We start from the raw sequence: 23,457 nt of genomic DNA, 5'->3' as shown, positions 1-23,457 counted from the left end.
CCGCGACGGGCCCGCCGGGATTGACAGGCACCGGAGCGGCCACGTCTTCAGGGCTGGGCTCCGGCGTGAAGACCTGTGTTTGTCTTTCTTCAGCCTCTCCAGGAGGAACGGGAGAGGTGTGCCCGGAATGTAAAATGGAACGGCCATGGAACTCTTTGTGGGTATCATCTTGGTCCTCGGGATTGCCACCCTGCTCATGGCGGTCGCCGTTAGAGTAGGTCTGCCGGACCTCATTGGTGCCATCCTCGCGGGCGTGCTGCTGGGGCCATCCGTGCTGGGGCTCATCGGCTCTGAGGAAGGCGCGCCCCTGCCACAGGCCTTCACTGCGCTGGCGTCCGCAGGCTTGGTGGCGCTCATGGCGTCGGCGGGGCTCGGCATCAACCGGGCGGGGACAGAAGGCCCCGGGCGACTGATCCCCGTGCTCATCATAGGCACGCTGCTGAGTCTGCTGCCCGCCTTCGCTTCTGCGCCGCTCATCAGCGCCATCGCGCCCGACCCGCAGGTGGGGGCGGAGGCGGGAAGCGCCGCCGCCTACCAAGGCTTACTCGCCCTAGCGGCCATCGTGACGTCGGTGCCGTTCCTGACGAAGATCTACTTCAACACGGGCCTTACCAGCACATCCTTCGCCCGGGGCACGCTGGAGTTCGCATGCCTGATTGACTTGGTGGTCTGGAGTCTGTTCGGCGCGGTCCAAGCCCTGAAGTCGGGCGGCGCGCAGAGCGCGATGCCACTACTGCTCTCGTTCTCGGGCACGCTCGTATTCGCGGTCGGATGCATACTGCTGGTGAAGCTGTGCGCGAGTGGAGTGGAGACCTGGCTCGCCGGATGGCCGGCGTTGGCGCGCGAGGCACTGCTCGTAGCCATGGTGGGGTGCCTTGCGGCGCTGCTTGGCAGGGCGCTTGGCGTCCACCTGATGCTCGCCGCGCTCGTCCTGGGATTCAGCCTGCAACTCCACGCGGGAGGAGTGAAGGCGCTGCGCCGCTGGACGGACCCCGTGGCGTCCCGGCTACTCACCCCTCTCTACTTCGCAGTCGCCGGGCTCTCTCTTGATATGCGCAGGGACTTCGACCTGCGCCTCATCCTCGCCTTCCTGGCGTGGTCCTCGACCATCAAGATGGGCTGCACCTTCACGATCGTCTATTGGATGCGCCGGAGCCGGCGGGTCGCCCTGACGTATGCGCTGGTGCTGAACACACGTGGAGGGCCCGGCATCGCGCTCGCTAGCCTCGGGCTTAGCTCCGGCTTGATTGGTGAATCCACGTTCATTGCGCTTGTGTTCGCCTCCATTGTGACGGCTATTGCCTCCGAGGCTTGGCTCAAGCGAATCAAGCCGGCACTCCTCCTCGACGAGGCCCTCCCTCTATCTTCCGGAGGCCCAGCGCCCCGCGTCGGGCCGGACGCGCCAGCCCCCAGCTAGCGAGACATCCTCCCGCTTCAATCTGCCCTAGTAAACCCGCATGACACGACACGAGGCTTTCGTGACCTGGAACAACAGCCCGAAGAAAACACTTTCGAAGCGTGAGACCCCGCTCGCCGTATGGGGGCTCGTGGCCATGTGCCTAGTGGCTGCGTCTGCCAGCGCGGCGGAATCACGTGAGTGGATAGCCTATCATCCCGAGGTCGACATGACCGCGGTTCCATACGCGCGGCCTGCGATGGACCGCATCCAGAACGAGCTGGAATCGGTCGCAGCCGGACTCGAGGACCGAGGCGTCCGGCTCCGGTCTTCGGGAGCCTACGGCTCGGGCTTCAAAAGGTATGTGTCCGTGGGGCGGGACCTCGACTTCTTCGCCATCTTCGACCTTGGGACCGTGCCGGCTAGTCTCGCGGGCGCCGAGCTCGTGATGACGCGGATGGAGGCGGTGATGGGCGACTTCACGGCTCGATTGCCGCAACAGCGCGACGTGAGTCTCGTGCCGCTGGAGGTCGTTGGTCTCTCGGCCAACGGGCAGATTCAGAATCGCGCGAAAGTGGCGGTGAGCCTGGCGTCCGCATTGCTGAACAAGCCTTCCTCGGCTCCACTGGACGCCACTTTCGAGAACAAGCGAGGCCAGCGCGTCCCCTCCGTCTTCTCAGAGGGCGAGTTCCCCTTACCCGCGAGGTTCCGGTCGCTCTACAACTCCACGCTCATCAAGTACCGTCGGGAGATGTTTCCCGGAGTGCGTGAGGCCTCCATCGAGATCTTCTTCTCCGTCGGCATCACAGATGCACAGGGCGGGACGACGCGAAAGCTGCTCTTCGTACCCATCCATGGTGGCTCGGGGGTGCCCATCCGGCCCCGGGACCTGCTGTTCGTCGCTGCCTTTTCCTCGAAGCAGTCGCTGAATGGGTTGCTAGAGCTGGTGCCGGCCTCCGCTGACCTGGTTCGCATGCGGCTCGACCTCGCTTTGCTGTTGCTGGGAGTGGCCGAGGACAATCTCCGCACGGGCGAACTGCACAAAGGCGTCAAGCGCATTCACCAGGTTGTGGACCTGCTCGGCGCTGCTATGCCGGCGAATGAGCGCGCAGCGGTGAGTCTTGCGCTGCCGAGGTGGTTGGCGGCCCCCGCAGCGACCGTGGCCGACGACCTCGAGAAGGCGGCTTCCGTGCTTAAGGAGTCCGAGCGGTTCTTCCATCTCTCCGGTGATGCGGAGCGCGTCCTGCGCTACTACCGCCAGCGCTGCGCCGCTCTGGTCCGTTCCCGACAGGCGGGAAACTGGTCGGCCCTGGTGAAGCAACTCGACGCACTCGCCGGCCCGGCGAAGCAAGACCGTGCTGAGCAATGGGCAAGCCTCGAAAAGCTCGCGGCCCGGGTCGCGAGCGAAGAGGGGCCTCGCATGGCCGACGTCCGTCATCACGTCGAGGTACTGCGCGGGTGGCTGGCGCAGGCTGGCTTTCGACAGCTCCCTTTGGCAGGGGCCCTGGAAAATGAGGTCTTCGTCTTGGCGGAGGACTTGAAGGGAGCAGGGATAAGTCCAGAAGAGTTCGAGCGGCTTTCATACGGCGGGTTCCTGCTACGAATCCTCCCTGAGGCCGACGCGAAGTATCTGCTTGGCAGGGAGCCAAAACCGCCGGTGCATCGAGCCTACATGCTCGTGACTGGTGATGTGTCCCAGAACCAAGCATTCGAGGAGTTGCACCGGCAGCTTCAGGCTTCGGTCCCGCAACGCTGAGCCACGACGCCTCTCCACTCCATTCTCTCTTGAGTTTTCCATGTCACTTCTCATTGTCGGTTCCGTTGCGTTCGACTCCGTGGAAACGCCCTTCGGTCAGAGGGAGGACGTGCTTGGCGGCTCGGCAACCTACTTCTCCACCTCGGCATCCTTCTTCACGCCGGTGCAGGTGGTGGCGGTGGTGGGCGAGGATTTCCCCGAGCAGCACCTCGACTTCCTCCGGAGTCGGGGTATCGACCTGAAGGGGCTCACCCGCGAGCCGGGCCGCACCTTCCGCTGGAAGGGGCGCTACGACTGGGAACTGAACGAGGCGGAGACGCTGGGCACCCAGCTCAACGTCTTCCAGGCCTTCTCCCCGAAGCTGCCTACAGCCTATCGGGACACGCCCTACGTATTCCTCGGCAATATCCAACCGGAGCTACAGTCGCAGGTGCTAGACCAAGTAACGGCGCCGAAGCTGGTGGCCGCCGACACAATGAACTTCTGGATCCAGGGCAGCCGGGCGGTGCTGCTCAACACCCTCAAACGCGTCAACCTGCTTTTCGTCAACGACGCAGAGGCGCGGCAGTTGGCCGGGGAGCACAACGTGGTGAAGGCCGCCCGGGCCATTCTCGCAATGGGCCCGCAGCGGGTGGTTGTCAAGCGCGGTGAGTACGGTGCGCTCCTCTTCGATCAGGAGCACATCTTTGCCTGTCCGGCTTTCCCTCTGTCCGAGGTGTTCGACCCCACTGGCGCCGGGGACACCTTCGCTGGCGGCTTCATGGGCACCCTGGCCACCTCCACCGGCTCCCTGAACGGCGCCCTGCTGCACCGTGCGATGGTGATGGGCAGCGTCATGGCCTCCTTCACCGTGGAGAAGTTCGGCTTGGAGCGGCTACAGGCCGTTACCCGCCCAGAGATCCACGCCCGCTTCACAGAACTCCAGCACTTGATGCGTGCACCGGGGCAAGGTGAGCACCGATTCTAGGCCATGCCGAGCAGCGATTCCGGAGCAAGGTGAGCAGCAGTTCCGGGGATGCCGAGCAGGCATTCCTGCCATGTCGAGCACCGATTCCGGAGATGCCGAGCAGGCGTTCCAGTGAAGCCGAGCACCACTCCAGGTGAGGAGTGGGTGGTGTTGACAGGTGCGTTGACGGCGCCGGGCAGCAGCAGCCACTGCGACCTCCGATTTGGAGGTGGAGATTGCGGCACAGAGGCTGTCCATGAGGAAGTTGAGAGAGCTGTTCCGGTTGCGGTTCGAGGCGAAGCTGACGACGCGGGCGATTGCGACGAGCCTGAGCGTCGGCAACGGCACGGTATGCGACTACCTGGGACGGGCACGGGTTGCGAAGCTGCCGTGGCCGCTGCCAGCGGAGCTGGACGATGATGTGGCGCTGACGGCGCTACTGTTCCCTGAGGACGCGAAGGCGCAGGCGGAGCGTCCGGAGCCGGACTGGGCGCGGGTGCATGCGGAGCTGAAGAAGAAGGGCGTCACCAAGCTGCTGCTGTGGCAGGAGTACCTGGAGGCAGCGCCGGGCGGCTACCAGTACAGCCGCTTCTGCGAGAGGTACCGGCGGTGGCTGACGGCCTCCAGCACCACCCTGCGCCAGGAGCATCGCGCCGGAGAGAAGTGCTTCGTGGACTTCAGCGGAGATGGGGTGCGGGTGGTGGACGCAGCCACGAACGAGGTGCGGGTGGCGAAGCTCTTCGTGGCGGTGCTGGGAGCCAGCAACCTGACGTACGTGGAGCCCGTCTTGTGTCACCCCTTGCGCTTGCCGGCCCCTCACGTACTCCACCGCCTGCGTGCGGAAGGCCTCGTCGAACCGCAGCTTCACTCCCACTCCCGCTCGCGCCTTCACCTGCGCTCGCAACGTCTCCCTCATCTGCTCCAAGTCCATTCACTTGCTCCTCTGCCGGGGAGCGACAACCTCCTCACCTCATGCCTCGCTTGTCACGACGGGCTCCGGCGAGGAGTTACGGTAGGCCTCCAGGGCGTCGCTGTCGATGGCGCCGCCCAGGCGGTTCGTCCCCTGCGTGAGCACCGCGAAGCCGTCCCCGCCGCCCGCGAGGAAGTTGTTCACCGTCACGCGGTAGGTCGCCGCCGCATCCAACGGCGCGCCGTCGAGGCGGATGGACGCCGGGTCGATGCGGCTGCCGATGGGCGCCGACGCGCTGAACGCGTACGTGAAGCCCGCCGACGGATGGAGGATGCGGGTGACGACGTTGGGGCCCACCTGCTGCCACTGTCGCTCCAGCAGCTCCTCGATTTGCGCGCCCGTCAGCGTCAGGGTGACCAGGCTGTTGCCGAACGGCTGCGTGGTGAAGGCCTCACCGAAGGTGACCTCGCCCTTGTCCGCGGGGTTGTTCGAATCACGGCTGATGTCCGCGCGCACGCCGCCCGGGTTCATGAAGGCCACCCGCGCTCCGCCCAGGTTCGCCGCCCGCGTCGCCGCGAGCTGCGAGTCCGCGATGACGAAGCCCAGCGTGGATTGTCCCGCCGGGTCCGCCTGGGTGAAGGGCGTCTTGAGCGTCTGGGCCACCCAGCCGATGACCCGGTTGGCCAGGGGTGTGGCGAGCCGCTGGTAGCGCGTCACCAGCTCCTTCACCGGCCCGTCCTCCGTCACGTCCCTCGTGACGATGAGGTTGTTCGCCTTCGCCTCCACCACGTCGCCGGTCGCCTTGCTCAAGGTCAGGTCGATGTCGGTGACGAGCCGCCCCGCCGACGCGGCGCTCGTGACGACCTTGCCGTCGATGACGCAGTTGTAGGCCTGGTGCGTGTGGCCGGTGACGATGACGTCCACCGCGTCGTCGATTCCCTTCGCGATGGCCACGATGGGGCCGGAGATTCCGCCGCCCTCGCCCGTGCCCCGGCACTCGTTGATGAGCGAGCCCGGCGCGGGCACGCCGCCCTCGTGCACCACGACGATGATGGCCTCCACGCCCTGCTGGCGCAGCTGGGGCACCAGCGCGTTCACCGTCTCCACCTCGTCCAGGAAGACGAGGCCCGCGACGCCCGTGGGGGTGACGATCTCCGGGGTGCCCTCCAGCGTCATGCCGATGAAGGCGACCTTCACGCCCTCGAACTCGCGCACGTCGTAGCGGGGGAACAGCGTGCGGTCCACGCCCGTGGCCACGTTGGCCGCCAGGAACTTGAAGCGCGCGCCCCCGAAGGCGTCCCCGTCCTGACAGCCGTCCCGCGGGTGGCAGCCGCCGGACTGCATGCGCAGCAGCTCCGTGCTGCCCTCGTCGAACTCGTGGTTGCCCACCGCGACCAGGTCCAGGCCGATGAGGTTCATCGCCTCGATGGTGGGCTCGTCGTGGAAGAGCCCCGACAGCAGCGGGGAGGCGCCGATGAGATCTCCCGCCGCCACCACCACCGTGTTCGGATTGGTGGCCCGCATGGCCGCGATGTGCCGGGCGAAGTACGTCACGCCGCCCGCGCTCACTCGCACCGGACCGCCGTCGGGGGCCACGCCGGTTTGAATCTGTCCGGTGCTGCCCCCGGGCGGCTCGAGCTGCCCGTGGAAGTCGTTGAACGCGAGGAGCTGCACGCTCACCGTCTCGGAGCCCGCGTCCGCCGTGGGACGCTGGGCGCGCGCTGCGCCTTGGCAGCCGCCGTGGGCGAACAGGAGCACGCCGGTGAGGAAGGCTCCGGCCAGGAGGAAGACGCCGGGGAGCGCGCCCAGGCGCGGGGTGGACCGTGACATGAGGAGGGGGCTCTCGAGGGTCAGGACAGGGGCGGGAACCTACTCCGCCCGGCGCACCCTGGCGCGTCTTCGTGGAGGCCGCTCGAGGCCCGTGGCGCGCGGGGGACAGGGACACGGCCCCGTCCCCCGGAGCGACGCTACGGCAGCCGGGTGACGCGATTGAGCGCCGGGGCGGGGAGCGGGTTCGCCGCGCTGCTGCGCGCCTTCAGGTAGGTCTCCATCGCGTCGACGTCCATGGCGCCAGTCAGCCGGTTCGTCCCCTCGGTGAACACCGAGAAGCCATCACTCCCACTCGCGATGTAGTTGTTCGCGGTGACGCGGTAGTTCGCCGCCGGGTCCACCGTCACGCCGTTGATCCGGATGGACGCCGGGTCGACGCGGCTCCCGACGGGCGCCGACGCGCTGAACGAATAGGTGAAGCCCGCCGACGGAAGCAGCATGAGGGTGGCTCCCGACGGCCGCCACTGTTGCTCCAACACCCCATCGATTTGCGCGCCCGTCAGCGTCATGGTGACCAGGCTGTTGCCGAACGGCTGCGCGGTGAAGGCCTCGCCGTAGGTGACCTCGCCCTGGACGATGTCCGCGCGCACGCCGCCCGGGTTCATGAAGGCCACGTGCGCCCCACCCAGGTTCGCGGGCTTCGTCGCCTCCAGCTGCGAGTCCGCGATGACGAGGCCCAGGGTGGACTGGCCCAAGGAGTCCGACTGGTTCCTGAGCGTCTGCGCCACCCAGCCGATGACCCGGTTGGCCAGGGGCGTGGCGAGCTCCTGGTACTTCGTCACCAGCTCCTTCACCGCGCCGACCTCCTGCACGTCGCGCGTGACGATGACGTTGTTCGCTCGCGCCGCCACGACGTCGCCCGTCGCCTTGCTCAACGTCAGGTCGATGTCCGTGACGAGCTGCCCCATCGACGAGGCGCTCGTGACGACCTTGCCATCGATGACGCAGTTGTAGGCCTGGTGCGTGTGGCCGCTGACGACGACATCCACCGCGTCGTTGAGCCCCTTGACCAGGCCCACGATGGCACCTGAGATGAGGCCGTCCGCACCCGCGCCCTTGCAATCGTTCACCAGGGAGCCCGGGGTCGCGACGCCGCCCTGGTGCACCACCACGATGATGGCTTCGATGCCCTGCTGCCGCAGCTCCGGCACCAGCGCGTTCACCGTCTGCACTTCGTCCTTGAAGGTGAGCCCCTCCACGCCCGAGGCAATGACGCTTGCCGGCGTTTCCTCCAACGTCATGCCGATGAAGGCGACCTTCACGCCCTCGAACTCGCGGATGTCGTAGCGGGGGAACAGCGTGCGGTCCACGCCCGTGGCCACGTTGGCCGCCAGGAACTTGAACTTCGCGCCCGCGAAGCCATCCCCGTCCAGGCAGCCATCCACCGGGTGGCAGCCGCCCGCCTGCATGCGCAAAAGCTCCGTGCTGCCCTCGTCGAACTCGTGGTTGCCCACCGCGACCAGGTCCAGGCCGATGAGGTTCATCGCCTCGATGGTGGGCTCGTCGTGGAAGAGCCCCGACAGCAGCGGGGAGGCGCCGATGAGGTCTCCTGCCGCCACCACCACCGTGTTGGGGTTGGTGGCCCGCAGGGCCGCGATGTGCCGGGCGAAGTACGTCACGCCGCCCGCGTTCACCCGCACCGGTCCACCGTCGGGGGCCACGCCCGCCAGAACCTGGCCCGAGGGCTGCTCGAGCTGCCCGTGGAAGTCATTGAAGGCCAGGATCTGCATGCTCACCGTGGTGGGGCCTGAGTCCGGCGCCCCCGCGTCGGGCCTCCCCGCGTCGGGGCTCCCCGCGTCAGGCGTTCCCGCGTCGGGAGCCCCCGCGTCGGGCGTCCCCGCGTCCGTGCCCGCATCCGGGGGCGGCTGCTGGACGGGGTGCTGCACGCAGCGCTGTTCCTCGCAGGCCCACTCCTTGCCCTCGTCCGGTGCGCCGTTGTCGTAGCGGCAGTCGGTGGCGTTCCGGCAATCGCGCTCATCACCTCCGCAGCCGCCATGGACGAAGAGGAGCATGCCGGTGAGGAACGCTCCGGCGAGCAGGAAGGGGCTGGGGCGCGCTCCCAGAAGGGACGAGCGCGGTGTGGCTTGAGGCATCGAGAGAACTCCAACGCACGGGGGCGGTGAAACCTACCCCGGTTCGTGGATGGATGGCTCGACTTCACGGCGGAACGGTGGAACCCGTGTCTCGACACGGGGTTGCTGCTGTGGCCCTGCTTCAAGGAACGGGCGGCGGCGCTTCGCAGCCGCACAGCAGCAGCTCCGCGGGGCCTCCGGTGCGCCCCACCAGGATGGCCACCTGGCCATGGGCGCGACCGAAGCGCTCCGCCTCCGAGCGAGGCAGGCCCGGGACGAAGAGGCTCTGCTCGGACCAGCTCCCGTCCTCGGCCTCGCCGATGGCGGGGGCGATGACGAAGCCGCCCGCGACCAGCTGGGAAGTCAGTCGTTCCTGGGCTCGCTGGTTCTCGTCCTTGCCGCGAGGCCTTGAGCCTGGATTCCACGCGGTCAGGAACGCCCATTCGCGGTGGCCGCGCGCGGTCAGCTCCGCGTCGAGCGCGGGGTGGAGCCGGCCGACTCGCAGCACCTGCTCCACGCCTCCGGTGGAGGCATGAGGACGGATGACGTAGCGCGTGGCCCGGTATGCCCCCAACAGCCGCTCCTGGTCGAGCTGTCTCATTCCCGCATTCTCGCGTCGGCGCCGCCTCCGTGTCAGCCCCCCGGGCCTCATCAACGTGAGCCGCGGTGTGTCACATGTCTTCCCCGACACGTGTCTTGAATCACGCAGTGGGCGGAGCGCTCCTGGGGACGCGCGCCGCGAGGGCGGGGGCCAGGTCCGGTCGGGGCGACGCTCCGGGAGCGCGGGCGGCCCGGTCCGCCTTCCGCTAACGTGCGGTGCGTCAGACGCGTGGAGCGCTCCGACGGGAGGCACGAAGATGGATTCGCTGGATGCTCGGTTGGAGCGACTGGAGCGCCGCTGCCGGCGGCTGCAGGGGCTGACCTTCTCGGCGCTCGCGGTGGCGGGGCTCGGGCTGGGCGTGGCCGCGCTGAAGCCCGCGCCGACGCTGGGAGGCGGAGAGCTGGTGGCCTCGCGTCTGGTGCTCAACGATGCGCACGGACAGCGGCGCGCGTCGCTCGGACTGGATGACGCCGGCACCACGGGCCTGGTGCTGCATGACCAGGCGGGGCGTCCGCGCGCGCTCCTCGGCGTGGCCCAGGACGGCTCGCCCCGGCTGCGCTTCTCCACCGCGGAGGGCGAGTCCCTCGCCGAGCTCACCGTCTACTCGGACGAGGCCCCGCGCCTCACCCTGTCCAAGCCAGGGGGCGTGGACCTGTTCGCGGTGGGCCTCCAGGTGGATGGCTCCTCGCGCCTGGAACTGGCGGACGCGGATGGCCGACCCCGCGCGATTCTCGGCGCGGATGAGCACGGCTCCCCGGGCCTGCTGCTGGTGGACCGCCGGGGCCAGCCGCGCGTGGAGCTGCGCGTGAGCCCCTCCGAGGGCGCCAGCCTCCGCGTGGAGGGCCGCGACGGCGAGGTCTTCCAGGCGCCCGCCGTCCTTCAGTGAGTCGCCGCCCCGCTACGGCTGGGGCGGGACGACGCGGTAGCCGCGCTGGAGCAGGGGCGTGAGTCGGTCGGAGATGTCCCACGACTCGACCACCTTCCCGTCGCGCATCCGGTACAGCGAGTGCCCGGCGAGCGCGAGCGGCCGGGGCTTGCCCGCGTCGTCCAGGTTCAGCGGGTCCGTGCCGGCGGCCTTCCAGTGCACCAGCACCAGGTCCTGGTCCGCCACCACGTGGAGGATGTCGAAGCGCAGGTCCGGGAACGTCTGGAAGGTGGCCTCGGCCTGCTGGAGCACCACGGCCGGGCCCACCACGTCCTTGGGCGCGCCCTGCGAGTGGTCCACGTAGTCCTCGGCGAACAGCTCCGGGACGCGGTCCAGCTTGCGCAGGTTGTAGAGCTCCTCGGTGAGCAGCCGGGCCCGTTGACGGTTCTGCTCCTCCTGCTGTGCGGCGCGCTCCACCGGAGACACGGACGCACACGCGGACAACATTCCAAGAACGCAGAGCCACAGCGTCGTGGTGGTTTTCATGGCCCGGGAAGCTGGGCAGCCTCGCCCAGCCCGTCAGCCCCCCAGGGCCCCCAATTGTTCAGCGGGCGTCACGCCGACAGATGCCCCAGTCCGATGGGCGCCGCGATGCACGTGTCCGGAATCCCGAAGGCATCCACCAGCGCCACCGCGTCCGGCCGCAGCTCCGTGCACAGCTTCACGATTTCCTTGCGGATGGCCAGCGCCTTGCCGCCCTCCATGAGGCTGTTCTCCTGGAACCAGCCGCTCGCGGCCTCCAGGCAGGACAGGCCGTAGAGGTCGCACAGCCGCCCGAGCACCACCTTGAGGCCCGGGTCCTGGACCGTGTTCACCCCGTGGATGAACTGCTCGAGCACCACGCGCTCGATGTGCGCGTGCGCCAGGGCGACCAGGTGCGCCTGGACCTGGTTGAAGGCGGCGAAGGCCTCCACACCCGCCGTCAGCCGCTTGCGGATGCGCCGCGCCACCGAGGCGAGCAGGTCCTCCTCGCGGTAGCGCAGGAAGCGCAGCTGGAAGTCGTCGTCGCGCAGGTGCTCGCTGCCCGTGCGCCGCACGGCGATGGGGTTCTTGTCCGCCATGGCCGTGGCCTTGTCCGCGATGAGCTTGAGCACCGCGTAGACCCGGTCGTCCTCGAAGCGCTGGCGGTAGTCCGTCAGCAGGCTCTTGGCGACCAGCTGCATCAGCACCGTGTTGTCGCCCTCGAAGGTGGTGAAGATGTCCGTGTCGTCCTTCAGCGCCGACAGCCGGTTGGCCTCCAGGTAGCCCTGGCCGCCGCACGCCTCGCGCGCCTCCTGGAGCACCGCCGTGCAGTTCCAGGAAGCATACGCCTTGAGGCCCGCCGCCAGCGCCTCCACCTCCATGGAGTCCTCCTCGGTGCGCTTCACGTAGCGCTCCACCAGGTGCTCCAGCGCGAAGTCGAGCGCGTACGTCTTCGCCAGCGGCTTGAGCAGCCGCAGCTGGTGCGTCTGGTGGTCGAGCAGCCGCACCTCGGGCGCGCCCGGCGGGCCGAACTGGCGGCGCAGGTCCCCGTAGCGCACCGCGATGGTCAGCCCGCTCTTGGCCGCGCTCAAGGACGCGCACGCCACGCTCACCCGGCCCGCCACCAGCGTGCCCAGCATGGTGAAGAACCTGCGCCCGTCGCTGGAGATGGAGCTGGTGTACTCGCCCTCGGCACTGACCTGTCCGAAGCGGTCCAGCAGGTTCTCCCGGGGCACGCGCACGTGGTCGAACCAGATGCGGCCGTTGTCCACGCCGTTGAGGCCCATCTTCCGGCCGCAGTCCTCGATGCGCACGCCGGGCAGCACCTGGCCGCGCTCGTCGCGCAGCGGCACCAGCAGCGCGTGCACGCCCAGCCCCTTGCCGCCGACCTCCAGCTGCGCGAACACCGTGGCGATGCGCCCGTGGCGCGCGGCGTTGCCGATCCACTCCTTGCGCGCGCCCTCGGACGGGGTGTGCACGATGAAGTCGCCGGCCTCCGCGTCGTAGCGCGCCACCGTCTCCACGTCGCGCACGTTGGAGCCGTGGCCCAGCTCGCTCATGGCGAAGCAGCCGGGCAATTCCAGCGTGGCGACCTTGGGCAGGTACTCGCGGTGGTGCTTCTGGGTGCCGAGGAAGAGGATGCTCGCGCCGAACAGGCCGAAGTGCACGCCCGCCTTCACCACGAGGCTCAGGTCGAAGAGGGCGAGCGTCTCGAACGAGGCGATGAAGGCGCCCAGGTCCGCGCCGGCCTCGTCGCCCTCCGGGAACGCGATGCGGCCCAGGCCCTGGTCCGCCAGCTGCTTGAGCCAGGCGAAGACCTGCTCGCGCTGCTTGTCCGTGTCGAGCGTGCGCTGATAGCGGAAGGTCGGGTCCTCCAGCCACTTGCGCACCTGGGAGCGGATCTCCGGGTACTTGCGGTCCAGCACCGCGCGCAGCGCCTCGGGGGCGAAGGAGGTGGGCTCGGTGGGGCCGATGCGGCGCGGCTCGTGCGCGGCGGAGGGCACCAGGGCGCGGACGGCCTCGCGTCCGGAGACGCCCAGCACGGCCTCCAGCGAGGCCAAGGCGCGCACCAGCTCCGGCATGCTCGAGGGCAGCTCCTTCGAGTCCGCGACGAGCTCTGTCAGCTTCGCGCCCAGCTCGGAGAGGCTCTCCTGGGGGCTGAGCCTCAGGCGCTCGGCGGAGGCGCGGATGTGCTCGCGCACCAGGGCCAGCTCGTTGGAGCTGGGTGGCATCAGCGGATCCAACCAGCGGGCGAGCACGGTGTTGGAGCGCAGGTCCAACCACGGCTGGGCGCGCGCGGCGGTGCCCAGCATCCGAATCTCCGCGGGCGTCAGCTCACCGTCCGTCCAGGCCACGTACAGCATGGGGACCAGGGGGGCCAGGCGGGGCAGCGACAGCAGCTCCTTCGCGGTTGGACGAATCTCTTCCACCATCAGTCGGCTCTCCAGCAAGCGAGGCAAGAGGCCCAGTGTGGCCAGCCCGGTGCCGGGCGGCAATGGGAGAGAGCACCTGCCTGTCGGGCAGGCGGCCAGGCCCTGCATGCCGGGGCTGGACAGTGTCCCTAGCTTGCCACGTCATGGACGAGCCCCAGGACCTCTCGGAGACGGAGATTCTTCCCCAGCCCGGCGCCCACGGCTTCGATGCGGGGAGCGAGCGCGGCAAGCACGAGATGAAGGGGCCCTTCGAGCTGCCTCCAGGGCCTCAGGGCTTCTCGTTCTCTCTTTATCAGTCCACCGGCGCGGCGCTCATGACGGGCCACCGCCTGGAGCTCCTGGACAACGGCGCGGTGTTCGACCGCATGGTGGAGGACATCCGCGCGGCCCGGGAGAGCGTCCACATCCTGGTCTACATCTGGCGGCCCTGCGACGTGTCGGACCGCATCATCGACGCGCTGGTGGACCGCGCCCACGCGGGCGTGGCGTGCCGCGTGGTGGTGGACCCGGTGGGCAGCGAGGAGCTGAGCGGGGACAAGGACTTCGACCAGAAGGTGGAGAAGGTGCTCTCGGCCGCGGGCGTGGAGGTGCACTACTACCGGCTGCTCGCGGGCAAGGTGATGGGGCGGCTGCTGGGGCGCTCGCACCAGAAGCTGGTCATCATCGACGGGCGCATCGCGTACACGGGTGGCTTCGGCTTCTGGAAGGTGTGGGAGGGAGACGGGCTGTCGCCGGAGGAGTGGCGCGACACCAGCGTGCGCGTCGAGGGGCCGGCCGCGCGCGACATGCAGCTCTCCTTCTCGCGCTACTGGCAGGAGTCGGGCGGTGGGCTGCTGCCACCGGACACCTTCCCGGAGCCGATGCTGGTGGGGGACGCCGAGGCGTGCTTCGTGGAGAGCGCGGGCAAGCTGGGCATCACCGACGCGGAGCGGATGGTGCGCATGGTCATCGCCGCCGCGCGCGAGCGCCTGTGGATCGCCAACGCGTACTTCTCACCGCCCAACGAAATCCTGGAGCAGCTGGAGGAGAAGTGTCGCCAGGGCGTGGAGATTCGCGTGCTGGGGCCCGGGCCCGTGCATGACGTGAAGATCATCCGCGCCTCGCAGCGCTCCACCTATGAGCGACTGCTCGACGCGGGGGTGCGCATCTACGAGTACCAGCCGTCGATGATGCACGCGAAGACGATGATCGTGGACGACTGGCTCGCGGTGGTGGGCTCGACGAACATGGACTCGCTGTCGCTCAACAAGCTGGGCGAGGGCTCGCTCATCATCCACGACAAGGAGTTCGTCCGGAAGATGGAGCGGTGCTGGGCCAAGGACCTGCGCGTGTCCAAGGAGATCTCGCTGGAGAACGGCGGTCGCACCAACCCGTGGCGGCGACTGGCTCGCCGGGCCACGCAGCTGGTGGGGCACGACCGGTAATCGTCAGCGAGGGTTCGTCACGCCGACCTGCCGGCAGGCGCTGAGCACCGGGCACGTGGAGCACCTGGGGCGCGAGCCCGTGCACACGTGCTTGCCGAAGGGTACCAGCAGGCGGTTGAGCTCCACCCAGTACCTGCGCGGGAGCTGGGTCTCGAGCGCGGTCATGGTCGCCTCGGGCGTGGTGGCCTTCACGTAGCCCCAGCGGTTCGTCACACGGTGCACGTGGATGTCCACGCTGATGGCCTCGTGCCCGCAGGCGATGCCGAGCGCCAGGTGCGCGCACTTGGGGCCCACGCCCTTGAAGGACTGGAGGACCCGGGCATCGCAGGGCAGGGTGCCCGCGAACTCGTCCCGCGTGCGCACGGCGATGGCGTGGAGTTGATGGGCCTTGGCTTCGTGGAAGGTGACGGGGCGGATGAGTGCGTCGATGGCGGCGGTGCCCAGGCGCGCGAGGGCCTTGGGTGTGGAGGCGCGCTCGAGCAGCCGGAGCGCCGCGGGCAGGCTGACTTCATCCAGGGTGCGGATGGAGAGGATGCAGGCGACGAGCTGCTCGAAGAGGCTGTCGTGGCCCCGGGCGGACAGCGCGAACATCGCCGCGTCCGCGAAGTCGCGCACCGTGTGACGTACGCGCGCGAGCACGTCGTCGATGTCGAAGGGGACCTTGTCCGAGCGGGGCGCGGGCTCGGAGACCACGGCTGCTTCGGGCCGTGCCCTCGCGGTCCTCGCGCTCGTCGGTGACGGTGCCCTGCGGCGTCCGGGAGGCGTGGGTCCTCTTCCCGCCATTCAGTCCCCCTCCTTGTCCGAGAAGATGGGGACAGGGAGGAGCACGGACCCGAAGGGGCTCAGGGGACGGTGGCAGGGCAGGGGGGCGGGGGCGCTTCAGCTCGCGGGCTTCGTGAGGTCCAGCGCGTACCAGTGGTCGCAGCCGAAGTGGCCCGTGCTTCCCAGGGGGGCGCAGAGTGGCTCGAAGCCGAGGCGGCGGTAGAGCTTCTGCGCCTGTGTCATGGAGGCGAGCGTCTCCAGGTAGCAGCGCTGGAAGCCCGCCTCGCGCGCGAAGTCGAGACAGCGGCGCAGCATGCGCTCGCCCGCTCCCAGGCCACGCGCCTCGGGGAGGAAGTACATCTTGCGCAGCTCGCACACGCCCGGGTCTCCGCCCTCCAGCGGGGCGATGCCGCCGCCACCGATGACGCGGCCCGCGCGCTCCACCACGAAGTACGCGTGGCGCGGGCGCGCGTAGGCGGCGCTCATGGTGTCGACCTCGGGGTCGTGGATGGCGAAGCCGGGACCATCGGCTCCGAACTCGGGCATCACCGCGCGGATGACGCCCGCCACGGCGGCATCATCCGTGGGTCGGATGGGACGCAGGGTCAGCTCGTCGTTGCTCATGGGGGCGGACGCTCCCACGGAATGCGAGGTGGGGCCAGGGGGACTCCGGGCGTGACGGGTGCGTCGGAGTGCGTGCACCCGTTGTGCACCTGCCTGCACAGGTGCCACCCGGACGACGCACCTGGAATGAGGGGGCGGCTTTCCACGCGCTGGATATCCCAGGCATTCTGGGTGGCATGTCCGTTGTAGAGGGGGAGCTTCATGTACTGCCCTGATTGCCGACAGGAGCGCCTGGGTCAGTTCCACCAGTGCGCACTCTGTGGCACGGCGATGACCTCGCGGCCTCGTTCCGAGCTGGACGCGGAGCTCGCTCACGTCCACTTCCTCCTGTCCGAGCTGGCGCGCTGGGATGCCACCGAGGTTCCCCCCAACGTCCGTCGCTTCCTGTCCGAGCGCTACGAGCGTCAGGCCCGAATCCTCCTCTCCGTGCTCGCCGAGTCGCCGGCGCCGGTGACGGCGAGTCGGGCGGCGCCGCCGCGCACGGAGGACGGCGCCGCGGCGGCTGGCGGCAAAGCGCCTTCGCGCCCCGGTGAGTGGCCCGCGGTGGTTCCCGATGTGGATGGGGTGCACGCGGGGGCCACGGTGCTGCCCGTGACGGGCTTCGTGCAGGGAGCGGAGACGGTTGCCGCGGAGGCCGCGTGGCGGTCGAGCGAGGCCGTGACGCGCGATGCCGCGGAGCCGTTCGTGCGGGGCGCGGGAGATTCCGCGGCGAGCGGCGCTTCGGTGATTCGAGAGGCGGGCGGAGCGTGGGGCGCGGAGGCGTCCTCGCAGCGCTCGGGCGAGGCGGTGATTCGGGAGGCGGGCGGAGCGTGGGGCGCGGAGGCGTCCTCGCAGCGCTCGGGCGAAGCGGTGACTCGGGAGGCGGACGGAGCTTGGGGCGCGGAGGCGTCCGTGGCGAGTGGCGCCTCGGTGCTTCAGGATGCCCACGGCGCAAGGGGTGTCACGTCTGGCGCTGATGTGGCCGCGGAGCATCCTCAGGCGGGTCTGTCGTGGCGCGAGGGTGATTCTGTTCCTGGCGCGGACGCGTCGGTGGCGAGTGGTGCCTCGGTGGGGCGCGACGCTCACGGTGTGAGCGAGGTCACGCCGGGCTCGGAGCGTCCGAAGACGGGCCTGCCGTGGGGCGAGGGTGAGTACGTACCTCGTCCGGATGCCTCCGTGACGCGAGATGCGAGCGGCACGTGGAGCTCGGGTGAATCCGCGTCGCGTGCCGATGATGGGCACGCGTCGAGCACATCGGCGGCGTTGCGTACGGAAGGTGCTTCCTCTGCTTCGAGAGACGAGGCGAAGCGTGAGGCCGAGCGCGCCGCGAGGGCGGCATCGACGCGACGTCCAGGCGCTCGCGCGTCGCCGCATGCTCGCGTGTCCGGAGCGGGCGCCGAGGCGCATCCGCTCCCCGAGGACGCTTCCGCGCCGTCGTTCGAGGCGCCGCAGCCTGGGGGCCCGACGGCCCGGTTCGTCGAGCAGGCCTCGTCGTGGAATCGCGTGTGGAAGCCGTTCCTCTACGAAAGCATCATGTGGTTCGTCGGGGCCTTCCTCGTCCTCTCGGGCCTGCTCTACTTCGTGTTCGAGCGTTGGGCCGGGATGAGCTCCGTCAGTCGCTCGGTGGCCATCTTCCTGGCCACGGCGGGGGCCTCCGCGTTCTTCTCCATCATGGGCGCGGTCCTCGGGCGGCGCGAGGCCCTGCGCGGTCCGGGGCGCATCCTCGGGGTCATCGGCTCGGCGGCGGCTCCCCTCGCGGGCATTGCCTTGTCGCCCACCGGGTTCGGCGACGGCAACCTGGGGCCGTGGTGGCTCACTCCGGCGCTGCTGGTCTGGGCGGGAGTCTCGGCCTGGTTCGTGCGCAAGCCCGCGGAGGCCTTCGATGCCCCCTCGCGTCCCTTCGTCCAGGCCTCGCTCGTCGCCAGCATCTTGATGATGGGACTGGCTCCGCTGGCCGCGAGGCTCGGGGGCGCCGCGCTGTGGCTCAACCTCCTGCCGTGCGTGCTCTTCTTCCTGCTGTCCTCGCGCACCCCTTCGAGTCCTCGAGAAGGGAGCGCGCTGGCCTTCGCGCTCGCCGCGCCGCTGTACCTGCTCATCGCCTACGCGGTGCGCCTGCACCTGGCGCTCGTCCACGCGGGGGCTCCGCCCGACGCGGGCCTCTATGCGCCCTTCGTCGCGTTCCTGCTCGCCTCCGCCCATCGCTTCCGTGCCCTGCCCGCCGAGCGCGCGACGGACACGCTGTCGCTGGGCGTGGTCTCCCTCCAGGCGATGTGCCTGGTCGCCGCCATCGGTGCCCCGCCGCCCACGTTCTTCGTCACCGCCGCCGTCATCACCTGGACGCTGCTGTCGCTGGCGAGCGGCGCCCTCCATCGCCTGCCATGGGTGTATCCCGCCTATGCCGCGCTCTACTTCTCGTATGCCACCAGCGGCCAGCTGGTGCCGGGGCCGCTGAAGCGGCTGCTCGACACGCTCAAGGCCTCGCTCGGCTATCCCGTCGCGGAGCGGCTGCCCGTGCAGTACGGCGCGCTGACGGCGCTGCCCTTCGTGCTCGCGGGCGTGGTGCTCGCGGTGTCGCGGCTGTGGCGCGGTGAGCGCACCGGACAGGCGCGCGACGTCGCCTTCGCGGAGGTGCTGCTGCGCTGCACGGCCGTGGCCGGCGTCCTCTTCTCCTTCCACGGAATCGCCGGTCCCGACGCGCGCCCGGCCCTCTGGAGCGTGCTCGGCATGTCGGTGGTGTGTCTGGGCACCGGCCTGCTCGTGGACCGCTTCTACCTGAAGGTCGTCGGCGCGCTGCTGATGCTGGTGGTGCCGCCGCTGGCCATCCAGGTCCTCTCGGTCGAGGCCGCGTCCGTGGTGGCCGGATTGCTGGCGCTCGGACTGTCGGGCGTGTCCCTGGTGTGCACCGCGCGCACGCGGACACTGGTGGCCCCCGTGGGGGGATTGCTGGCCACGGCCGGCTTCCTGATGGGGCTGTTCAGCGACTTCGGCTTCACGCCGATGGCGGGCGCGGTGCTGTGTGGCGCGAGCATGCTCGTCATCGCGTGGAGCCTGCGCAACGCGTACGTCGTGGCCTACGCCGTCCTGCTGGCGGCCGCCCTGGTGCCGAAGCTCGCGCTCCAGGTGTCCGTCACGGCGATGGCCTTCTCGCTGGTCTTCGTCGCGCTGGCGCTCGCCGTCGTCGCCGAGCGGGGCCGGCTGCTGCGGCAGCTGAGCGGGGTGGCGGTCTTCTACGCGCTCTTCGGCTTCCTGGCGGGAATCATCGGCACCGTGAGTGGCCTGGGCGTGGTGATGCTCCTGTCGGCCGGAGCCATCGCCGTGGTGTCTCGCACGCTCCCCCTCGCGCGGCCCCTGGCGGTGTTCATCGCGGCCTTCGCGCTGCTGCCGGACCTGGGGCGCTCGTTCTCACCCTGGGGCGGGCTGATGACGCCGGCGATGTCCATGGGGGCGTTCATCCTCTGGGCCCTGGGGTCTTCACTGAGCGCGGCGCGCTGGGGGCGCAGCCCGAGCACCACTGTCGCGGCGCTCGTGGCGTGGACCTTCCCCTTCCTCGCGGTCGCGGAGGCGAAGTCCTGGCAGGAGAACACCTTCATCCTCGCCACGGCCTTCGCCGCGCTGCTCACCGCGAGGGCCATGCCCGCCGCGCTCAGCGTCGGCGTGGCCGCGCTGTATGCCGCCATCGGCCTGTACGCCACGGGGCCCATGGCGCTGCTGGGCCTGGCCACGGTGCTCGCCGTCCTCGCGGTGCTCGAGGAGGTCCCCGCGGTGCTGCGGGTGGGCGCGGGGGGCCGCCGCTTCGCGATGGTGGCGACGGTGGCCTCCGCGCTGGTGATGGTCCCCACGGTGGTGCGCTGGGACGATGCGCCCCCCGCCTGGATGGTCCTGGGCGCCATGGCGCTGCCGCTATTGTGGACGCGCGCCACGCGTCAGCCCTTCTTCGCGTGCCTCGGTGTGCCCTTCGCCTTCGTGGGCTTCCTGGCGATGGGTGGGGATACGCCCACGTGGGCCTTTGCGCTGCCGCTCTTGTCGCTGGCCGTGACGCGGGCGGTGGAGCATGTGCCCGGCTTCAGCACCCTGTTGCTGCGCTCGAACGAGGTGGCGGTCCGCAACCGGCTGTCGCTGGGCATGCAGGTCAGCCTCGCGCTGCTCACGCCGATGGTGCTGCTGACGTCGTGGATGGGGCCGCTGCCGGTGTACTTCCTCACGGCCTCGCTGGCGCTGATGCCCGGGCCCATGCCGTTCCTGCGCGTGTGCGGCGCCTCGCTGCTGCTCATCACCGTTCCCGAGGCGCGGCCCATCGTCACGGTCCTCCTGCTGGCGCTCGCGCTGGCCGAGCACCACGTGGCGCCGAGGCTCTGGGCCTTCTTCCGCAGTCCGCCGGACGCGCAGCTGCGTCAGGTCTCCGTCATCACCGCGCTGGTCATCGCTGCGCTGCCCGTGCTGGAGGACCCGTCACCGTCGAGGCTCGCGGGCCTCGCGGGTGTGGTGGCCGCGTCCGCGTTCCTCCTGTCCCTGCGCTGGCTGTTGGTGCCGGCGCTCCTGGGACTCGCGCTCGCGTGCGTGGGGCAGACGGAGACACGCCACTTCCTGGAGTGGCGGCCCGAGGCGGGGCTGCCCATCGTCGCGCTGGCGCTGGGCGCCGCCGTGCTGTCCGCCTTCTGTCAGTCGGGGAGCGTGCAGCGCTCGCTCAACAAGGGGGTGGGGCGGTTGATGCCCGGCCTGGGCGGCACGTGGAGCGAGCCCCTGTGGGCGGGGAGCACGGGCGTGTTGGGGCTGCTGCTCCTGGCGAGGCTCGCGGCCACGGGGCCTGGAGCGCTCGCGCCGCACGTGGCGCTGGGGGCCGGAGTGACGTCGCTGGTGTTGATGGCGACGCGCGAGCGGTGGATGGCGAATGTGGCCACGGTGCTGCTCGGGTTGTCGCTGGTGGCGGCGGTGCCCTTCGTGTGGGTGCCCGCCGCTGTCAGTGGCGCGGGGCTGGCGCTGTGCGTGGCGGGCATGTTCCTGGATGCGCGAGGGGTGCGCGTGGGCGCGGCCCTGCACCATGGCGGTTGGGTGCTGGCGCTGATGTCGTTGTCGGCGCTGCGCGACCTGCGGCACATCGGGACGCCGCTGTGCTTCGTGTTCGGTCTGGGGGCGGCGTGGGCGGTGGTGTGGCGCCGGAGCGAGCGCGAGGCGGCGGGCTGGCTGGCGTCGCTCGTGGCGGCGCATGGCGTGATGATGCACCTGGGCGCGGTGTTCTCCACGGGGCGTGGCTCGGAGTTCATCCTCCCGTACCTGGGCGCGCTCAGCGGGCTGCTCGCCGCGCTCGCCCTGTTCGTGGCGGGCCGGGAGGTGCGTCGGGGCGTGGGGCTGGGCTTCACCGTCGTGGCGCTGATGGAGGTGATGTTCGGCCTGGGGTTGCTGGGGCCGCAAGGGGACGCGCTGCGCGAGGCGCTCGTCGCGTGCGGAGCGCTGGCGGTGCTGCTCGTCGCGCTGGTGCGCCATGCCTCCAGGGAGGAGGACGAGCCCGCCGCGTTCCTGGCGCAGGCGGTGCTCGCGCTGGGGTACCTGTCCATGCGGATGCTCGGCATGGGAGCGCAGCCGAACTCCGGAGACAGCCTGGCGGCGCTGGTGGGCGGCGCGCTCTTCACGGGCCTGTACTTCTTCGTGCAGCGCGAGGGCTCGGGGCTCACGGTCTTCCGGAGGCCCGCCTTGTGGGGCGCGTACCTGTTCCCGATGGCGGGCCTGCTCTCCGCGCCGTGGGGCGAGCCGCTCCAGGTGGCCGCGCTGCTGGTGGGACACGCCGCGCACTTCGCCGCGCTGGCCTCGCATCCGACGCGCAGGGGCTCGGCCTCGCTCGCGTCGGTGGTGGCCTTCAACGTCGCGCTCTTCCTGGTGTGGCAGGGCACGGGGCACGGCGAGCCGCAGTTCTACGTCATCCCCGCGGGCCTCTCGCTGCTCGCGCTGCTGCGCGTGTTCCGGGGCGCCATCGAGCAGGACACGTATGCGCGGCTGCGCGCGGTGGCCGTCACCGTCATCTACGTGGCCGGCGCGTGGAAGCCGCTGATGTTCGACGACGGTGGGGCGATGCTCCTGTGCGTGTTCCTCTGCGTGGTGGGCGTGGGCTTCGGCATCGCGTTGCGCATCCGCTCCTACGTGTACCTGGGCACCGCGTTCCTGGTGACGTGTGTGGCGGCGAACCTGGTGCGCTTCGGCATGAGGGACCACCGCGTCGCGGCCGCCTCGCTGTTCATCATGGGCCTGTTCGTCATCGGCTCCATGGTGATGCTCAGCGCCCACCGTGCCGCACTCCTCCAGAGGTACACGCGGGTCCGCGCACTGCTGTCCACCTGGGAGGGGTGACACTTCGAGTTCTTGGCGACGGGCCCCACCTGTGGGATTGAATGCGGCCGCCTTTGTTGGAGGGTCGTCGGTTGTCCAGTCCTCGCCTGCTCGCCATCGTTCCGCTGTGTGCCCTCATCGGCTGCGCCACCGTGAAGTCCCGCGACGTCGGGACCGCTCCGGAGGTGGTGCCTTCTTCAGTGCCGGAGTCCACCGGGGAGGGCACCCAGGTGCCCGCGTCCGACACGACTCCGGCAGTGGCCCCCGAGGCTGCGTCCGCGAGCGAGATGGTGGCACCGGTGGTCGCGGAGGCACCTCGCGGCGAGCGTGCGCCGGCCGTCGTCGCCACCGTGATGTCCGAGGAGAAGGCCCGGCCGCTGGTGACGGGGGTCATCTCCGCCGCGCTGGAGGCCGTCGCGCTGGTCACGAGTCCGGCGACGGACTCCGCGGGGTTCTGGGAGGCGTACCGCACGCCGATGCAGCTGGCGCGGCTCATCGTGTCGCGCTCGATGCAGCTCGTCGGTGAGCGCAACCTGGGGCGCGTGAGCCGGGGGATGCCGAACGACTGCTCGGGCTTCGTGCGGCTGGCGTATCTCTCCGCGGGCATTGATTTGGTGGCGCACGGCTTCCTCGCCGGGGAGAACGCCGTCTCGGCCATCTTCCGCCGCGCGACGCAGGGGGGCCGGCTGCACCAGCACGCGCCGCGTCCGGGCGACCTCGTCTTCTTCCGCGAGACGTATGACCGCAACCGCGATGGTCGCCGCAATGATGGGATGACCCACATCGGCGTGGTGGAGGCGATTGGAGAAGACGGCACCGTCACCTTCATCCACCGAGGCAGCAAGGGCGTGGCCCGCAGCCGCATGAACCTGGCTCATCCGGAGAAGCACCAGCTCTCCCAGGGGGGCCCCGTGGTGAACGACTTCCTGCGCCCGGCGAGCAAGGGCTCTCGCGCCTATGTCACGGGGGAGCTCTTCGTCTCCTACGCGTCTCCCGAGGGGCTGTAGATTTCCGGTGGTG

15 protein-coding genes are annotated in these 23,457 nt (G+C 69.9%); 7 read left to right on the top strand and 8 right to left on the bottom strand.

Annotation, left to right across the window (positions count from 1 at the left end; translation table 11 throughout):
• Positions 1-145 precede the first annotated feature (145 nt).
• The 3 genes from AC6JA9_RS36520 (at position 146) to AC6JA9_RS36510 (ending at position 4,119) form a co-directional block, all read left to right on the top strand.
• Positions 146-1,417, top strand: coding sequence for a cation:proton antiporter (locus AC6JA9_RS36520; protein WP_497958533.1), 1,272 nt, complete (start codon positions 146-148; stop codon positions 1,415-1,417).
• Positions 1,418-1,478: 61 nt separating this feature from the next.
• Positions 1,479-3,152 (top strand): hypothetical protein, encoded by a 1,674-nt coding sequence (locus AC6JA9_RS36515; RefSeq protein WP_497958532.1) that lies wholly within the window; start codon positions 1,479-1,481, stop codon positions 3,150-3,152.
• Positions 3,153-3,192: 40 nt separating this feature from the next.
• Positions 3,193-4,119 carry a PfkB family carbohydrate kinase gene (locus tag AC6JA9_RS36510; protein WP_497958531.1) on the top strand — a complete coding sequence of 309 codons (927 nt, stop codon included), beginning with the start codon at positions 3,193-3,195 and terminating at the stop codon, positions 4,117-4,119.
• Between the two features lie 552 nt (positions 4,120-4,671).
• Here AC6JA9_RS36510 and AC6JA9_RS36505 read toward each other — a convergent pair.
• From AC6JA9_RS36505 to AC6JA9_RS36490, 4 genes are all read right to left on the bottom strand, one after another.
• On the bottom strand, positions 4,672-4,863 hold the full coding sequence (locus AC6JA9_RS36505; RefSeq protein ID WP_497958530.1) for a hypothetical protein: 192 nt from the start codon (positions 4,861-4,863) through the stop codon (positions 4,672-4,674).
• 205 nt (positions 4,864-5,068) lie between these two features.
• Positions 5,069-6,838 carry a bifunctional metallophosphatase/5'-nucleotidase gene (locus AC6JA9_RS36500; RefSeq protein ID WP_497958529.1) on the bottom strand — a complete coding sequence of 590 codons (1,770 nt, stop codon included), beginning with the start codon at positions 6,836-6,838 and terminating at the stop codon, positions 5,069-5,071.
• A 137-nt stretch (positions 6,839-6,975) separates the two neighbouring features.
• The gene (locus AC6JA9_RS36495) at positions 6,976-8,931 is read right to left on the bottom strand and encodes a bifunctional metallophosphatase/5'-nucleotidase (protein ID WP_408889107.1); all 1,956 of its coding nucleotides are present in this window, start codon (positions 8,929-8,931) and stop codon (positions 6,976-6,978) included.
• A 121-nt stretch (positions 8,932-9,052) separates the two neighbouring features.
• On the bottom strand, positions 9,053-9,511 hold the full coding sequence (locus tag AC6JA9_RS36490) for a DUF3293 domain-containing protein (RefSeq protein WP_473568696.1): 459 nt from the start codon (positions 9,509-9,511) through the stop codon (positions 9,053-9,055).
• A 256-nt stretch (positions 9,512-9,767) separates the two neighbouring features.
• Between AC6JA9_RS36490 and AC6JA9_RS36485 the strand changes: the two genes are divergently transcribed.
• Positions 9,768-10,397, top strand: coding sequence for a hypothetical protein (locus AC6JA9_RS36485; protein WP_223747087.1), 630 nt, complete (start codon positions 9,768-9,770; stop codon positions 10,395-10,397).
• Between the two features lie 12 nt (positions 10,398-10,409).
• Here the strand turns inward: AC6JA9_RS36485 and AC6JA9_RS36480 are convergent, their stop codons facing one another.
• Both AC6JA9_RS36480 and AC6JA9_RS36475 read right to left on the bottom strand, forming a co-directional pair.
• Positions 10,410-10,922, bottom strand: a complete 513-nt coding sequence (locus tag AC6JA9_RS36480; RefSeq protein ID WP_223747088.1) for an ester cyclase — start codon at positions 10,920-10,922, stop codon at positions 10,410-10,412.
• Between the two features lie 68 nt (positions 10,923-10,990).
• Positions 10,991-13,330, bottom strand: a complete 2,340-nt coding sequence (locus AC6JA9_RS36475; protein ID WP_473568699.1) for an acyl-CoA dehydrogenase family protein — start codon at positions 13,328-13,330, stop codon at positions 10,991-10,993.
• 143 nt (positions 13,331-13,473) lie between these two features.
• Here AC6JA9_RS36475 and AC6JA9_RS36470 point away from each other — a divergent pair, with 143 nt between their 5' ends.
• Positions 13,474-14,754: a phospholipase D-like domain-containing protein gene (locus AC6JA9_RS36470; RefSeq protein WP_223747090.1), complete on the top strand. Its 1,281-nt coding sequence runs from the start codon at positions 13,474-13,476 to the stop codon at positions 14,752-14,754.
• A gap of 3 nt (positions 14,755-14,757) precedes the next feature.
• Here AC6JA9_RS36470 and AC6JA9_RS36465 read toward each other — a convergent pair whose 3' ends face one another.
• On the bottom strand, positions 14,758-15,447 hold the full coding sequence (locus tag AC6JA9_RS36465; RefSeq protein WP_483578765.1) for an endonuclease III domain-containing protein: 690 nt from the start codon (positions 15,445-15,447) through the stop codon (positions 14,758-14,760).
• Positions 15,448-15,633: 186 nt separating this feature from the next.
• Positions 15,634-16,140, bottom strand: a complete 507-nt coding sequence (locus AC6JA9_RS36460) for a GNAT family N-acetyltransferase (RefSeq protein ID WP_141324043.1) — start codon at positions 16,138-16,140, stop codon at positions 15,634-15,636.
• A 201-nt stretch (positions 16,141-16,341) separates the two neighbouring features.
• Between AC6JA9_RS36460 and AC6JA9_RS36455 the strand changes: the two genes are divergently transcribed.
• Both AC6JA9_RS36455 and AC6JA9_RS36450 read left to right on the top strand, forming a co-directional pair.
• Complete coding sequence (locus AC6JA9_RS36455) at positions 16,342-22,458, top strand: hypothetical protein (RefSeq protein WP_497958528.1); 6,117 nt, start codon at positions 16,342-16,344, stop codon at positions 22,456-22,458.
• A 71-nt stretch (positions 22,459-22,529) separates the two neighbouring features.
• A complete protein-coding gene (locus tag AC6JA9_RS36450; protein WP_267699423.1) occupies positions 22,530-23,444 on the top strand; it encodes an NlpC/P60 family protein in 915 nt (304 codons plus the stop codon).
• Positions 23,445-23,457 lie beyond the last annotated feature (13 nt).

The sequence above is a fragment of the Myxococcus sp. MH1 genome (assembly GCF_059738865.1).
This window is presented reverse-complemented; position numbering and strand designations above follow the sequence as displayed.